19 protein-coding genes are annotated in these 15,453 nt (G+C 39.0%); all 19 read right to left on the bottom strand.

Translation table 11 applies throughout. The features are described 5' to 3' along the window. The 19 genes from PRK60_RS02950 to PRK60_RS02860 all read right to left on the bottom strand — a co-directional run bounded on the left by PRK60_RS02950 (position 1) and on the right by PRK60_RS02860 (position 15,452). Positions 1-438 (bottom strand): phage holin, LLH family, encoded by a 438-nt coding sequence (locus tag PRK60_RS02950; protein ID WP_269296135.1) that lies wholly within the window; start codon positions 436-438, stop codon positions 1-3. Then, positions 435-734, bottom strand: a complete 300-nt coding sequence (locus PRK60_RS02945; protein ID WP_102168910.1) for a hypothetical protein — start codon at positions 732-734, stop codon at positions 435-437. The genes PRK60_RS02950 and PRK60_RS02945 overlap by 4 nt, the downstream gene beginning before the upstream one ends. 625 nt (positions 735-1,359) lie before the next feature. Then, positions 1,360-1,497, bottom strand: coding sequence for an XkdX family protein (locus tag PRK60_RS02940; protein ID WP_235980952.1), 138 nt, complete (start codon positions 1,495-1,497; stop codon positions 1,360-1,362). 2 nt (positions 1,498-1,499) lie between these two features. After that, entirely contained in the window at positions 1,500-1,871 is a 372-nt protein-coding gene (locus tag PRK60_RS02935) for a hypothetical protein (protein ID WP_273646296.1), read from the bottom strand. A 17-nt stretch (positions 1,872-1,888) separates the two neighbouring features. After that, complete coding sequence (locus PRK60_RS02930; protein WP_273646295.1) at positions 1,889-2,314, bottom strand: hypothetical protein; 426 nt, start codon at positions 2,312-2,314, stop codon at positions 1,889-1,891. A gap of 6 nt (positions 2,315-2,320) precedes the next feature. Further along, positions 2,321-2,779, bottom strand: a complete 459-nt coding sequence (locus PRK60_RS02925; RefSeq protein ID WP_273646294.1) for a fibronectin type III domain-containing protein — start codon at positions 2,777-2,779, stop codon at positions 2,321-2,323. 27 nt (positions 2,780-2,806) lie between these two features. Further along, complete coding sequence (locus tag PRK60_RS02920) at positions 2,807-3,295, bottom strand: Ig-like domain-containing protein (RefSeq protein ID WP_273646293.1); 489 nt, start codon at positions 3,293-3,295, stop codon at positions 2,807-2,809. 3 nt (positions 3,296-3,298) lie between these two features. Beyond that, the gene (locus PRK60_RS02915) at positions 3,299-4,783 is read right to left on the bottom strand and encodes a DUF2479 domain-containing protein (RefSeq protein WP_273646292.1); all 1,485 of its coding nucleotides are present in this window, start codon (positions 4,781-4,783) and stop codon (positions 3,299-3,301) included. Between the two features lie 17 nt (positions 4,784-4,800). Next, complete coding sequence (locus tag PRK60_RS02910; RefSeq protein WP_273646291.1) at positions 4,801-5,076, bottom strand: hypothetical protein; 276 nt, start codon at positions 5,074-5,076, stop codon at positions 4,801-4,803. Beyond that, positions 5,060-6,112, bottom strand: a complete 1,053-nt coding sequence (locus PRK60_RS02905; protein WP_191913379.1) for a GH25 family lysozyme — start codon at positions 6,110-6,112, stop codon at positions 5,060-5,062. Before PRK60_RS02905 ends, PRK60_RS02910 begins: the two co-directional genes overlap by 17 nt. After that, entirely contained in the window at positions 6,090-7,835 is a 1,746-nt protein-coding gene (locus PRK60_RS02900) for a phage tail protein (protein ID WP_273646290.1), read from the bottom strand. The genes PRK60_RS02905 and PRK60_RS02900 overlap by 23 nt, the downstream gene beginning before the upstream one ends. Then, entirely contained in the window at positions 7,832-8,686 is an 855-nt protein-coding gene (locus PRK60_RS02895; RefSeq protein ID WP_273646289.1) for a phage tail domain-containing protein, read from the bottom strand. Before PRK60_RS02895 ends, PRK60_RS02900 begins: the two co-directional genes overlap by 4 nt. A 14-nt stretch (positions 8,687-8,700) precedes the next feature. Beyond that, positions 8,701-9,210 (bottom strand): lysozyme family protein, encoded by a 510-nt coding sequence (locus tag PRK60_RS02890; RefSeq protein ID WP_273646288.1) that lies wholly within the window; start codon positions 9,208-9,210, stop codon positions 8,701-8,703. A 53-nt stretch (positions 9,211-9,263) separates the two neighbouring features. Next, positions 9,264-12,932: a phage tail tape measure protein gene (locus PRK60_RS02885; RefSeq protein ID WP_273646287.1), complete on the bottom strand. Its 3,669-nt coding sequence runs from the start codon at positions 12,930-12,932 to the stop codon at positions 9,264-9,266. A gap of 75 nt (positions 12,933-13,007) precedes the next feature. Continuing rightward, positions 13,008-13,214 (bottom strand): hypothetical protein, encoded by a 207-nt coding sequence (locus PRK60_RS02880; protein ID WP_273646286.1) that lies wholly within the window; start codon positions 13,212-13,214, stop codon positions 13,008-13,010. A gap of 230 nt (positions 13,215-13,444) precedes the next feature. After that, positions 13,445-13,858: a phage tail tube assembly chaperone gene (locus PRK60_RS02875; RefSeq protein WP_273646285.1), complete on the bottom strand. Its 414-nt coding sequence runs from the start codon at positions 13,856-13,858 to the stop codon at positions 13,445-13,447. A gap of 63 nt (positions 13,859-13,921) precedes the next feature. Then, a complete protein-coding gene (locus tag PRK60_RS02870) occupies positions 13,922-14,635 on the bottom strand; it encodes a phage tail protein (RefSeq protein WP_273646284.1) in 714 nt (237 codons plus the stop codon). After that, positions 14,635-15,021 carry a DUF806 family protein gene (locus PRK60_RS02865; RefSeq protein WP_191910849.1) on the bottom strand — a complete coding sequence of 129 codons (387 nt, stop codon included), beginning with the start codon at positions 15,019-15,021 and terminating at the stop codon, positions 14,635-14,637. The genes PRK60_RS02870 and PRK60_RS02865 overlap by 1 nt, the downstream gene beginning before the upstream one ends. Then, the gene (locus PRK60_RS02860) at positions 15,018-15,452 is read right to left on the bottom strand and encodes an HK97 gp10 family phage protein (protein WP_273646283.1); all 435 of its coding nucleotides are present in this window, start codon (positions 15,450-15,452) and stop codon (positions 15,018-15,020) included. The genes PRK60_RS02865 and PRK60_RS02860 overlap by 4 nt, the downstream gene beginning before the upstream one ends. Position 15,453 lies beyond the last annotated feature (1 nt).

Here is a 15,453-nt window from a genome sequence, read left to right as displayed (position 1 = left end):
CTACTTTACCTCCTTAGGGTCAATTGCCTTTACACTACCATCTGGGACACTAGCATGTGCTTTTTGTCCCAAAGCGTCCGAATTTGGCTTTACAAATGTGAGCGATGTTAAAGGCGATTTCTCATAAGCTGACTGCACCGCTGATTCAATTGCTTTGACATCAACGTTAGTAAAGCCCTGCTTGGCAAGTGCATCTTGTACAATTGCCGTTGCTTGGGCGAACTTAGCATCACCAGTAATGTCCTTACTTACTAAGGAGTTGACTGCCGTATTAGCAACCTGTTCAATGAAGCTCCACAGCTCTTTTGATTGAGTAGTTTTGGCATGTTGAACCTTGCTGTGTAGTAAGTTCTTCCCTGCATTCATGAGATAAAAAATAGCGGTCGAAACAACCGCTGTAATTACATATTCCGGAATTGCATTAATAATTTCATTCATCTTCGTTCCTCCAAACTAGTGATTCTTCGTTCATGATCTTTTAGTTCTTCATCATGTCGAATAAACTTCTTATCACCATTTTCCAATCGTGCTTCTGCCTTTGCCTGACGACGATTAAATTCAGTTAAATTGTCGTTAACGTCACTTAGTTTTCGTCTAATCGGGCCAAAAAGCTCAATATCGAGCTTCTTGATTACCCATCGAATAATCCCTACTATCACTATCAAAATTGCAGCTATCGATCCCCACTCGTCCCAACTTAAACTAAACAATGAATGAGGTGTAATCCAACCCATTTCATGCTCACCTCCAAATTTTAGGTACAAAAAAGCGCCTATCCGAAGATAAGCGCCGCCGGGTTTTAACCAACTCGGCCAATAATCAACTTGATTAAGGCCTTAACTAATTTTTTAACGTGCTTACTAGGCACTACGATAATGAACAGCCAAAAATGGCTCATGGGGTACACCCCCAATTGCACTTACATTTTGAGGTTGGTGACCTCGAAGTGCCTAACTATTGTACCATAGAAAAACTATGTTATAATACAGTTACGATAATGAATGGCCGGAGTGCAAAACGACTTCAGTTGGTTACTTAAGTCGAACCGGTTGTGGGCGCTTAATAAGCGCCTTTTTTAGTTTAAACTTTATCTAATTAATGATATAATGAATTTGTCTTATTAAAGACACATTATTTATTGGCCCTTTGAGGTCGCATAGTTATCCTTCCCAAAGGTAACTACAACAAACATATAGAAAGTGCTAATTCTCCGATTCGGATTAGCGCTTTTTCTTTTTATAGCCGCCCATAACAAAAGCCCCGTTGTATCAACAGCGAGGCTTATTTATGTATTGTGTATTTCTTCGGCGACTATGTGTTAGCTATATATCAACTATATCTAGCTATCTAATTTACTATCTAGGCAACCGTAGCTGGTGCCACGTAATCCTTACCAGTAATTTGCTTGTACTGTTCTGGTGTGATTACCACATTAACATACCCTGTTACTACATTACCTAGGATAAACATCGTTTTAACAAATTCCATCCAATCCATAATTAGTTACCTCCATTTTCTTTCTTATCTTTCATGGTTAACTGTGCTAACTGCAAGCCTAGCTGATTAATTGACTGCTTTAATTGCTTATTTTCAGCTGTTAATGACGCAACTTGTAAACCAAGGGTATTCATAGCCTGTGCACTTTCACTTGGTTTAATGTTAGCTTGTTGCTGGGCGATTGATGCCGCTACTTGTTGTTGGAATGTTGCATCGTCCATTCCGCCAACCCACTCAGTACTATTAAACTTTTGATAGCTCTTAGTTGGATCTGGCGCTACCGTTGTCGTATATGGCGGTAAATTATTGGCATCAACGACTTCAATTTCAGCTAATAGATACCCGTAATGTTGATCATACATGAATGCTTTCATCCGATTTCACCTCCCCTTTATTGTTCGTACTTAGTTTGTACTATTGTCCATTTATCCCATGCAGTGCCCGCATAGATTCGCATGAACATCCAGCCACCAGTACAACAGATTAACTGTACTTTACAGTTATCGCCGGTTCCCAGATGGATAAGCCAGCCCCATCCAATGCAGTTTTGCATTGTTTTAGGCCAAGTGCTATTCGCTGGCACCTTGCTATCATCCCAAAAGCCAAAGCCATGCACTCCCCCACTGACATTATTAAGATCAGAATTATCTTTCCCGATAAAGTTACCAACTTGCAGTGTATTAGTATTCAGCGTGCCTAATTGTTTATCTTGACCAATATTCTCTTCAAGTAGTTTGTTAAAGTTTTCAGCAATCTTTTCTGCACCTAAGTCCATACCAGTAAAGATGCTTGCAATATCTTTTGCTGTTATTGCCATTAATTATCATTCCTTTCCCTTATAGTAAAGAGCCTTGTAGCCTTCAAAGACTCCAAAGCTCTTGTCTGGTAGTTGTTTCATTGTTAAGCCATCGCTCATCAAGTTAAAACTGTTGGTAATTTCAACCGTGCTTATACCGTTAGTCGAGCTAACCACTTTGGCTGGGATAATTTGTCGATTACCACCACCAAACATGCCCTTGGGTTCCGTCCCAATCGGGACTAATCCCAAGGCATATTCAAGATAGACTAACGACACCGTTGCTCCAGTAGTTAAGCTAACTGGCACCTTAACTTGGATTCCTCGAGTTTTAACTGTCAAGCTCGTCCTTGGACTTTCACGGAAGCCGTTAAAGGACGCCACTGACAAGTTATAAGCAGTGTTGGGAGTTAATCCCGTTACTTGATACTGCTTGTTGTTCACCGTGCCAATTAATTGATCACCGTTTCGGATTCGATACTGCATTCATCATCAGTCCCAACTTAAATCAAGCTAGTTTGGTGTTACGTTAGTTGCCGCTAAGTTGGTCACGTTAACCAGCGCTTCATAAACCGTCAAGCTAATCACGTTAGAAACCTTTTCGCCAATCTTTGCGGTGATCGTAGCTGTCCCCGGAGCAATTGCTTTGACGTTCCCCGCACCATCAACCGTTGCCACTTGCGGGTTTGATGAGGTCAATACTGCTGCACCGTCAGTTTCATTAGCTTGGGTAATCGTAACGGTAACCTTAGCGGTTCCACCAACTTCAAGTGCTGTCTTATCAATTGCCAAGGTAATACTTTGAACCGGAATAGCACTGGTCTTAACCGTGATCACGTTCGACTTAGCACTTTCTCGCAAACCATTATAGGAACTTACAGCGAAGCGATAAGTTGAGTTAGCTGTTAAACCAGTAACGGTGTATTCTTTCTTGTCCTCAACTTCGGCAATCTTCGTCAGTTCACCGTCCGTTCCTGTTCCTTGATAAATATAGTATTTCATTAACTAATCCCTCCACAATAATCTTTGTGTGTGTTCATCAATGTAGACCGCCCGGAGGTCGGTTGGACTCGTTGGCTTTGAGAAGTAACCCGTATTCGGTGATAGGTAAGAATTACCTTCTCCATCACCTGCTTGGGCCTTAGCGTCATCAATTGTTATTCCCAAGTCAACCTTGATCGTCCGGTTACCATCAATCAGATACCAAGCGCCAAACTTATAGTGCGGTACGGCATCAAGATAGAAGTTCCGCGGAATCTTAACCTTGATTGTGTTTGCATCCGGGTATTCCGCAATGCAATTAATTAGCTTGGTATTTGTTTGCCCGAAACCATGACTAGTTTTTCCTAAGCCATCCCGTTCAGTCCCGATAGCGTCCTCGTAGTACAGCACTGCTGGACGTAGTGGGTGTTCGCATTGATTATGCTTAATCTCAATCGTGTACCCATACAGGAAGTCTTCCAGACTATCCGCACTCAGCAAGGATGAGTTCCGTTCCGCAACTAAGCCCATATCAGTATTAATGCTAATAACGTTCTGCTCATCCGGCGTTTCGTCCTTATGCTTAACCCGAATATTCCAGTAAGCCCCATGACCATCATCGTAATTGTCCCAACCATGTGTGATTGCAAGGTCACCATCCATTAACGCTGTGTACTTCTGCATAGCACTAACGGTAGCAAAGTGGAATGGCCGGTCATGGAATTGGGCTTGTTTAAGAATCTCTTGAATCTGCTTCGCCATCGTTAGCAGCGATGAATACTTCGTCATTAATCCTTCTTTAGGATCATCAACCGCATTAAGAGCATCTTGTAGTGATTGCTTATATTTAGCTAACCATTCAAGGAATTGTTGCTTAGTATCATCGCCAAGTTTATCTAACTCCTTTGAAATGGTTGTTTGCTTAGTTTGCAAATCGGCCAGGATCTTTTCAAATTCTTGTTCTCGTTCAATACCTTCTTGACGGAGCTTCTCTTTAGCGTTAGTCAACGCAATATCCAAATCACTAATGTAGAAATCACAAGCTCGTCCCATTTGAGCGACGCCGCCCAGAACTCGGAACCAAATATTAACTCCCGTTAAATGTGTATGACCACCGTCATCGGAATCATCAAGTAACCCAATAAAGCCCTTGAAAATTCCTTCTTTAGGAAACATCTGCTCAGGAAACCGATATAGTGCTTGACCATTGGCTTGGCAATCCTTTGGATCGCCTGTTGATGAAACCGTTCCAGCGTCAGGTGCCATTTGTAAGTTTTTCTGATCATCAAATGAATAGTGGCCAACATTCCCTTGAATAAAGGGCTTCATACCGGAAACGTCTAATAGCTGTCCTTGATAATACCAAACAATTTGCAGGCCAAAGTTATTATCACCAACACGCCCTTTGAAATAAGGCGTTAGGTCAAACACTTCGGCCCCTTCTTTAGCAATATCAATCGCTATTCGGTAATGGTGGCCACTATTGTTATGTGTTACCTTAACTGGCAAAATTAATCCCTCCTTTTCTAACTAATTTCAGATGAAGTATCCGTATCGCTAATATCAATAATGCTGGTCTCTCCGTCATTATCAGTAACAGAAATTCCAGCATCATTAATTAATTCAGTTTGAATATCATCTTTGTTCAAATCATTAAATTGCCCGTTCAGCGAATTAATCTCACTGTTAAGATTATTCAATGTTTGTTCAATTAACCTAAAGTTCTCAACTAAATCATCATAAAATTCTCGACTAAGCATAATTGGTAAATCAGTTGTATGTAACCTAATTTGATCCTGCATTCTCTTCATCTCCCAACAAATAGTTCCAATTATTCCAAGCATTTCCCTGACCATTTCTTAATAAAGTAACAGGCTTTTTACTATCAATAACTTCTAATTGTTGCCTAGCATAACAATGGTTATCATCAACAATTACTTTGGTAGTTAATATTCCTAGTTTTCCCTGATTGACTTTAATTTGAAAACTATCTAAAAATACTTTTTCATAAAAAACACCATCTGAATAATCAGCTGGTGCTTTCAATAATGCATTTTTATTTATACGAATTTTGGGAACAACCTTAGCTCCTATTAATTTCAATATACGTTCACCATCATCTCGGTTAAACATAAATGATCCATCAGGTCCTAATTTAGGAATTTTATTAATACCGTCTGGAGAGGATACCAAAAATTTGCCACCCTGAACGGAAGTGGTTGAATAGTCAAAGCCCACAAAAGCACCAGAACTAACTCGATAATCTTTATTGGGATCAGTTTCTATTAACTCATTTGCATCAATTACCTGAATTAATTTACCGCTAACATCAATGTCTTTCCCTAGCCCATTTAGGGAATTAATACTTAACAAATCCATCTTTTGATTTAATTGATCATCAGTCTTTACGGCCCATTTATAAATGGAGTTTCTCTCGAATTCATCGAAATCAAAATTATTAAATTTAGTAGCCGGAGCATATAAGCCAACATTCCATCGATTCATCTTCCAATTTCGATAAAATGGACGAAAAATTTCTTCTATGTTTTTTCTACTTTTTACTTTTAAAAAATAATAAGCATTATTTGATAATCCAAGTTTATGTGCATTCCGGACAGACCATTGAATCTGATTCTCAACATCATCTTGGTATTCGTGGTAGCCATGAACAATTAATCCAGCATTTTTAGCACCTATAATAAATTTAGCTGCCCGCTCATCCTGAACATTCCCCACACCAAGACGAATAATTACTGATTTAATCCCTTCAGACTTTAATTTACTGAAATCTGTGGTTGAACATTGTTCAGAAATATCAATCACGTTGGGTGTCAGCATATTGTTTAGCCTCACTTTCAGTCCAAGTTTCCTGACCATTTTGTGTTTCTATATTAGAAGTCATTATCTTGCGAACACTATCTTGAATAACTGAAATGTTATTGAGTTGGGCATTATCGTAATCAAGAATATTTTTACCATTAGAATTCAGCGTTTCAGTTGACTGACTGATTTCACTATATGGATACCATTGATAACCAACAACAGCCACAGTAGTTACAAAATGCTTGGGTTTAACTTCAACTCTGATTAATTCGCCAGGAATTGGCTTCCGATTACCTTGTAAAGTTGCGTCAATCTCTAAATCGGGGTTGAGATTAAACTGAGTATCTGCATATCTCTTCATCTCATCCTTGTTTTGAATAGTATCAGAAGTAATATCATCCGCACCAAATTGTCCCCATCGGTTAACACTTTCCTGATTTTGATACCAGAATGGTGCAAAATAATACATTTCTTTGCTATCAGTTGTTGTATTGTCAACGTCATTATCATCCCCAGCTGACCCAACTACTGCCGCCATTTGATCATTACGTTCCCACCACGATGGCGGATAGTAACTAATTGGGGTAACCTTGCACGATTCTCCAGGCTGTGGTTCATATTCCATCGTGGTTGAATTTAAAGCAAGAGTTACATGGTAGCTTGCTCCATGAGAACCATAGAATCCCATATCACCAGTTTGTGGTGAAGCAACATCGCTTCCACAACTCTCAAGTGACACCGTATACGCTGGTACATTAATACCAAAATCCTTATATACTTGTGAAACGAAACTAGAACAATCCATTCCACTAAATGGATTTCCACCTCGTGAACCACCTGCACCACCCCATACATATGGAACACCAACATATTTCTTGGCATCATCAATTACTGCTTGAGCACCTTTACCCGCATTTCCATTGGGTAAACCGGTATCGACTGTAGTATCCTGCTCATACGTAGCGCCAACTAGGCGAGCACAATTACTCATATTTGTAGAATCATAAGATAACGTTATCTCTGCTGTATCGTGCAAATAATCAATCCGATTACCATAATTTTTATAAAACTCATCATGCGAATAAACACGGATATTTAAGTTGTCTGGGTAAATTACGCAATCTGGCCATGCTTCTCTGATTCGGTCTAAGAGATCTTTTCCACTACCGCTAGCATATGGATCGTCTACACTAACTGAGTTAAATTCTCCAATTACTTGATACGTCACGCCCCAGCTGTTGTTCTTAAAAATACAATCTAGGATATTCTGTGGTGTCACTTGCTCAGTCTGATCGTCATTACTGCTATCTGAAGAAACTTGTAAATCGGTTTGACTTGAATTGCTATTATCTTCTGAATAATGTGAATTGTCTCCCCAATCAACTGGATCCTTATTACTGTAATGCCTTATACGCGAAATTTCATTTGAAACATGTGATAAGCTCACATCCACCGTCGCAATCCCACCTGAATAGTCTGGTTGAATCTGTTTAATTACAAACCATTGATCAGCAATTTTTACCATATTTTGAACTTCTAGCAGATTAAAGGCTTCTGAGCCATCATCATAAGCAGTAAATTGCGCTTGATACGTATTATTTACTTCCCATTGGATATAAATTGAATCTGATAATGCAGACTGGAGAACTGCTATATTATCATTTCCAGGGTTTACTGGAGGATAAAAGTACCCATCCTTAATCTCCAAAATAACCAAGGGAGTTGTAAGTGAACTCATATCAAATAGATAAATGGAAAACTAAATGTAATATCTATTGAGTTAGCTCCAGTACACTCAATATCATTCCATTCAGGATCTAAACTAATATAACCAAAATCAGTTTTACCGTTAACCTGATCACCATCAAGATAGGTAGTTAATGATTGACCATCCCAGATAATCCTATGGTTGCCGTCGCTACTTTCGTTGTAGGTCCAAGTAGTATCAGTAGTTTTATTGTGAATCTTCAATGAATTTCCATTAAACTTAATGATTATCTTTAAATCATGATTTTGAAAATAAGGATCAACTTTAATATCACTGGCGTTATAAACCTTAAAATTATTAGTTGTAAATTTATAACTCACTGAATCAGAGTGACTAGGCAAATTCATCCCAAATTGCCACCCCAATTGTTGAAACGTATAAGGGGAATCTGAACGATATAGTGAATAACGATACGGCTTAGGCAGATCAAAAGGAATTGTTAAATTAGCATAATTAGCTCCTGATTGAATTGGCGTAATATCAAACGGGTTAACATAGCCAAAATAAACTTTGGCATTATTCACGTCAGTTCGTACTCTAATCAATTCTCTTCGTCCAAATAACTTATATATTTCATGCTTAGCTAATTGGTAATCTTCCCAATTTCTGGAAGCCAATATAAATCGTTCATTAAACGTCCGCTTAGCGAATGTTTGACCCACAAAAAAAGACCCATCTTTCCCAGATAGATCTTGATAATTATTAGTGAATTGTGGTGATGAACTAGCATCATCAACTCCCAAATATGTTATATCTGGAATCTTATCAATAATGTCAAATTCATCACTATCACCAATTTTCATTTTAAAAAATGGTTCCATGACTAGCTCATCCTCTAACTAAATGATCTCATTGCAGCATCGCGCGCTTGTTTCTTATAAAATTGTTTGGTATCAAAAGTCCCTTGTCCTTTAATAGCTTGAACCTGATCATTGCTCAAACCTAATAATTGACTAAACATTCCAAGTAGTTGATCAAACTTAGTGTTAAGTTCTTGCAACTGCTTATGATCTTCAGAATTATCAACCTGGTTACCATGACTTGGCTCCTCTGCATGAAAACGAGTAACAATCTCACCTAATAATTGGTAAGCTCGCGAACGTTTTGAAATGTCAAGTGGCACAATCATTTCTGGACGGTTGTATTCACCAACTTCATACATACCATGTTTATTGATAAGACCACCGTTTTCCCAACCGTGACCATTACCAACGTTACCCCAGCCACCTTCGCCACCTTGTTCGAGGACATTAATAGCAACTAAGATTTCGTTATAACTAATCTTCCAATCAGTATGACCAGGTAGAGCATCTGCTGCCCACGTAGATCCAGCAAATTGAAGCAAACCACGTGCTTCATTACCACCAGTGTTAGCATCAACATAACCATGTTGAAAGGCTAATGGTCACCACCAGATTCAGTTTGAATTTGACGTAATAATTTTTCAACCTTCCACGCAACTGGCTCAACACCTAACTGATGAAATGCTCGAATGATGTAAGGTCGCCAACGTTCTACACCAGCACCGCCTGGATTAGTTAAGGTAGCAAATTGTTTCTTTATCCAATCTGCCATTTGCTTAGCAATATACTTTGGAACATATGTAACCAAATCACTAGCAAACTTAACTGGTGTAGAAACTTGAACAAACTTCTTAAATACACCTTCCATGAATTCGATTGGGTGAGCAATTATTTTATCTGCTTCCTCCATCATTCCATCAAGGGCATCACCAGTTGTGTTGATAATATTACTAAACATATCAGATAAAGCACCAATGCCATCTGCATAATGAGGAATTTTACCCATCATCCGCATTAGGGCGTAGCTGCGTTCACCATCTAAGACTGACGTACCTTTAGGCAATGGAACAATCATATTACGGACTGCCGGAAACATTCCCACAGCACCATTTGGTAGTCGGTATAGTTCCCGATAGTGATCAGTTTTACCATCATTAACTTTAGCAAATCCACCTGGATGTGCATCTCGGGTACCGGTTGCATAACTTGGCATCGGCACTTGCCAGGAGCCTCCAATCTTAGATGCTCCCAACTTATCCAATACCCAGTTAATCCCTTTTTGTAGATCAGCCAGCATATCGTTAAATGGTTTGATAATGACACGTACCAAGTCAACAAAGTGAGTATGAATAGCTTGCTTTGCATTCGCAACGGTATCACCAATACTATTCATTTTGTCTTGCCAAGCCTTAACCATATCACCCAAGCGGCCACCTGTTAGGTCATTTAACTTGTTATACATATCCTTAAACAACCGTTGATGAAATTTATTCATATCATTAGCTGTTCGTTGAGTATCACCTGCTAAACGATCCCAATGACCGCTAGTAAGATCTTTCCAAGTCTTCGTTTGGTCCTCAATAACCTTGTAGCCGGCCTTGAACGTCCGCTTATGCTTTTGGAACATTCTTTGTGCCGCCCTGGTTGTTTGCCGATTCATCCAGTTCCAAGTTTTAGCAACATCCTTAGAACTCCGGTTACCCCAACGAGCAACATAGTTCCAACCGTTGCGAGCGTCACGACTAGCTCTTTTCCACATACTTTTGGAAGTTCGTTGAACATTCCGACTCATTGAATTCCAAGTTTTATGAGCATCTTTTAGGCCACGCTGATTTTCCTTTATCTGGTTATGCCAAGCTATGTGCGTAGTCTTTTTAATTCCACGCCACATCTTTGAAACAGTTTTGCTAATATGTTTAGCGGTTTGCTGACGCTGCTTAATTTCTTGACGCTGAAGCTTAGCCTGTTCCTTATTGTGCTTTTGCATCGTTTTACCGATGTTACTAAATGCTGACTTAAAGAAACCGCCAAGCTTTTTCAAACCTGACTTAGCGCTTTTAGCTAAACCATTAACAAACTTTCGGAACTTCTTACTGTGTTTATACAGTAGAGTAAATGCTACAACAACGGCTTCAATAGCAATCACCCAAGGGTTAAAACCGACAGTTACTACTTTTAATGCGGTACCAATACCACGAATTCCAAATGAAAATGCTTTCACTATCTTGGTTGTTGCTTTTAATCCACTAAGAATCGAAATGGCATTCTTAATTCGTCCAATGCCTTCAAGAACCTTTAAATTAGCAAACGCTAATAATAAGGCACTCCCAAATACTTTAACTGTTGTCGTATGCTTCCCAATTAAAGTAACAAAGCTAACTAAGGCTGATGCGATGCTTCCAATACCCTTAGCAATAGCTTTCATACCATTCTGAGTATCTTTACGCATAAAGGCTTCCGCCATCGACTGTGAGGCTTTAGAAATAGCTGGTAGCATATTACGCCCTAATTCAATTTGAACAGCTTGCATTGCATACTTAAAACGATCAGAAGAATTTTTAGCTGATTTCATGTTCTTCTCGGCAAGCTTACCAGCATAATCTTCTTTATATGCAGTTTTTAACTGGTTATTAACATGGTCTAAATCTTTAGTAGAACTTGAAAGAATTGATGCCGCGTTTTGTGCAGTTTGACCAAATACCTTATTAAAGAATTCTAGTCGTTCAGCTTTTGGAACATGTTTATTGATTTCCTTAAAGATATCACCAACAGGTTTTAGTTTACCTGACTTTGTCTTAAAGTCATCAATTGACATATTGTATTTCTTTAAAGATGCTTTAGCAGTGTCAGTTGGTGCCGCCAAACGAGTAAGGATCCGTTGTAAACCGGTACCTGCTTGCGTAGCCTCTAATCCGTTATTGGAAAGCACCCCTAGAATAGCAGAAGTTTCTTTCAGTGAAACACCAGTTGCTTTTGCTGATGGTCCAGCATAAGTCATGGCTTCACCAATATCTTTAAAACTGGTTGAAGTAACGTCAGCTGCCTTGGCCAAAGTGTCAGCTACTTTAGCTGTGTTCTTCATCATTCCACCAGTGGAATTTACCTTCATCCCAAAAGCTTCCAAGGTTGAAGTCGTAACTCGCATGGTGTCATCAAAATCATCACCAGACGCTTTCGATGCCTTCAATATTGAATTCATTGCACCTAGCGATTGTTTACCATCGTAGCCACGTTTAATTAAAGTTTGGTATCCTTCTGAAATAGATTTTTGGGAAACGCCATATTTAACCGATAGTTTTTCACCCTGCGAGTACATCTGATTAACTTCTTTTTGAACATCAGCACTCTTTTCCCCAGCGGTGGTCATCAAGTTTTGGTTTTCAACATAAGTTTTTTGTAGAGAGCCAGCTTTTTTAGCGGCATCAACAAGTCCCACGGTAATAACGCCAATTGTGTTAGCAACACCAGAAGCCCCTTGCCGAATATTCGTAAAAGCATCCTTAAACTTAGTCTTCATCCGACTAGTATGGTCATTAATCTTCAACACAGCATTATCAATACGTTTGATTCCAGTTGGCTGAAGACTGGCAACAGTTCCTCGCAACGACTTCATTTCATCTTTAGTTTTAGCAATTGAAGTGGCAGTTTTATTTAATTGTGCTTCTTGTTTACGGTAAGCTTCAGAATCTTTGCCACTAGCATTGGCAACCTGCTTAAGCATAAACTCTTGTTTACGATATTGAGATTCTAAATTAGCAAGACTCGTTTTTAATGATCGGTATCTGGTTACACTTGCACTTGCTGATTTACCCTCAGCTCTTAAGCGTTCTACATATGCATTTGATGCAGACTGTGCCGAACGATAGGCACTTTGCAATGATGCCAGTCCGGACACTTGATAAGCAGCAGCAGTTTTGGCTCTTCTAGCTTGACCATCATAACTAGCAAGTTGTTTGTTAGCTTGTGAAATTTGCTTTTCAAGTTTTAAAAACTGTGTTGCTTGTTTCCTATTTGAGGTATCAAGCCCTTCTTGTTCTGACCGTAATTCTTTAATTTTGGCTCGTTGTAATTCCATTACTTTATTCAGACCACTAATTCTTGAGCGAACCGCTTCTGAATAATTACCAGAATTTTTGAGTGCTGTTTCTTGAGCGCGCCAAGCATTACTTGTTGCGGTAACTGCATTCCTAAAGGCTTTTAAGCTACCAATGGCAGCTACTGTTTCCACAGAAATACGAGTTGACATTTCATTTTGTACTTTCAATGTGACACCTCCTTCCCCGGAGTACAAAAAAACCGATCATAATGACCGGCCCGATGAAATATTCAATTATTCTATCTATTTGAAAATTGATAATACCATTGTTAGTAAAGCTGTAACAATTTTGACTACTATAAAGAGCATAATTACTGCAATTAGAGCAAACCATAAATTAAAAGCATCCATAACTTTAATAAATATGAACGTTTCAATAGCTAAAATCAAAGCTGCACACAAGGGCAAGAAATACTTGCTATTGTAAAATGCTAACCATTTTTCTTTCATATAGTTCACCCTTCCTTCAGCAATCATTATACTCTAATTTCCAAATATCTGAGCCATTTTCTTAAATCCTTCAGCACCTTGTAATAGCCGTTCTTCTCGAGCTTTGGCACTTTGAATTTTCAGTAACTCAAAATAATCCTGCTTATCTAACTCTGATGGTAAAATTCCTGATTCAAGCATTAATCGTTGGCGAAAGTAGTTTCGATCTTCTAGCTCTTGTTGATAATCATTTATTGCTCTTCTGAGCTGGCCGACTGTTCTTTTGGGGCTGTCTTCTTAGTCTCCTTTTCATAAGCCGATTCTGGCACGCCTTTGATTCGATTACATACATAACTTAGATATTCACCAAGAATAGTAAAGTCCGCATGATCCTTAACAATTGTAATTTGCTTATCAGATAAGTTCAAAACATCTTGCAAGAATTCTAATGACTTCTTAGTAAATTGACGTTCTTTTGTTAACATCGTTAATGATTGCTTAACAGAATCTTCTTCATCACTATTCTTTTCTGCTTCGTCCATATCGACATTTAATGAGAGCATCGCAATCATCATTTCATCAGCCTTATCAACGTTGGTTAAATTAGCGTGAACGTTGACAGGCTTTTTTAAACCAATTTTCGTTGTATTCAATTTAACAACCATAAAGTTTCCCCCTCATAGCCGCCCTTACGTATTGTGTATTTCAATTGGCGACTAGTATTTTATTTATGCGGTTGGCTTATTAACATCCGACTGATTAGTATTAGTAAAACTATCTGTACCAGTGGCTTGAATATAGGAAGCCATCGGGTTATCACCCTTGTACCCACCGAACACTTCTGCCAGCATAACGTCATAACCCTTCCAGGACTTAGAGTCCCCAGTGTTATACATCTTGTAGGACTGCTGTGACCCATCTACATTCAGAAAGACGTTATTGGGAATTGGCGCCATTGCTTGGTACGTAAAGGCTGCATTACTATCCGTTTCATTCTTATTGGAAGTTCCATGGTTACGAGTTGGAATAATCATTTCACCGTTAGCAAAGCCCTCAAAGAACCAATTACCGTCAAAATCATGAGTGGCTAGTAAAATCGCAACATGGGGCTTCTTGCTACCTAGTACACGGCCACCATTAACAACACCATAACCAACCATCTTACTAGCATCTTCATATGGAATATCTAACATTGTTAAGGCCAACTGAGGTGTTGGAACCCCATGATTAATCCGCTTAACTTTGTTATTCGCATATTGTTGCTGACCAGCTTCTTCAAGTGCAGTGACATTGGCAGTGGTAGCACCATCACCGTCACCATCCCAAAGAGCAATCCCAGCTGGTCCTAATCCACCCTTATCAGGGTCAGTAATTAAAATACCTTTATCATCAGTAATTCCACCCATGACAAAGTCAATCCCTTTAACAGACATACCTGCCATTATTTTTCACGCTCCTTTATTACTAAATCCTTGGCAAAATAAAAGACCTTATCCACTTGCTGAGTGTCAGGGTCCGTTGAATGGTTTCTTGAATTTTCAATTGTCCAGCCGTCTTTAACAAACAACCGTGCAATTTTCATCTCTTCATCTAATGTTGAAAGGCCAGAATTTAATTTATAGAAGATATGAACTTCTACACCAATCGTCCAGCCTTTAAAAGTTTGGTTCGCATAATAGGTTGGCTCATTTAACCATTCACTGATAATACATATTGTTTCACTGGCTTTGACTCCAGCCCCTTTAGGAACCTTTTCCTTGAAATAACGATTAATCCAGGGAAAATCATTCCCCATCAATTCTCTTGCTTGAGTTACTGGTAATTTCATCCTTTATCACCAGTCATTGCATCATAAACTTTCTTTTCAGCTTCAAACACAGCAGGGGCGGTTGCACGTCGAATATTATCAACGAAATGATCGCCACGCATCTTAATCGTTCCATCATTAAGAAAGCGAGCAATCCGCGCGTGGTTAATACCACTTTCATCTTTACCTTGAAAACCCACCACTGAATTACCGTTATCAATTTCGTTAACATCAGTATTTTCAAATACTACTGAATCCGCAAAGTGTTTGATCTTCCGTTTACTACCTTTTTTACTATCACGTTGATAGTGCTTTGACCTGGTTTCAGTCTTTAACGCCTGTGTTAATGTCTCCGCACCAGCTGCAGTCATAGCTTTCTTAGTAGCATAATCTGGAATCAGTTTCTCGGTACTTCTCCCGAACGTTTCCATCATATCTGCTAAATCCGCCATC

This window comes from Limosilactobacillus portuensis (assembly GCF_028607025.1).
In the GTDB taxonomy this organism is placed as follows: Bacteria; Bacillota; Bacilli; order Lactobacillales; family Lactobacillaceae; genus Limosilactobacillus; species Limosilactobacillus portuensis.
This window is presented reverse-complemented; position numbering and strand designations above follow the sequence as displayed.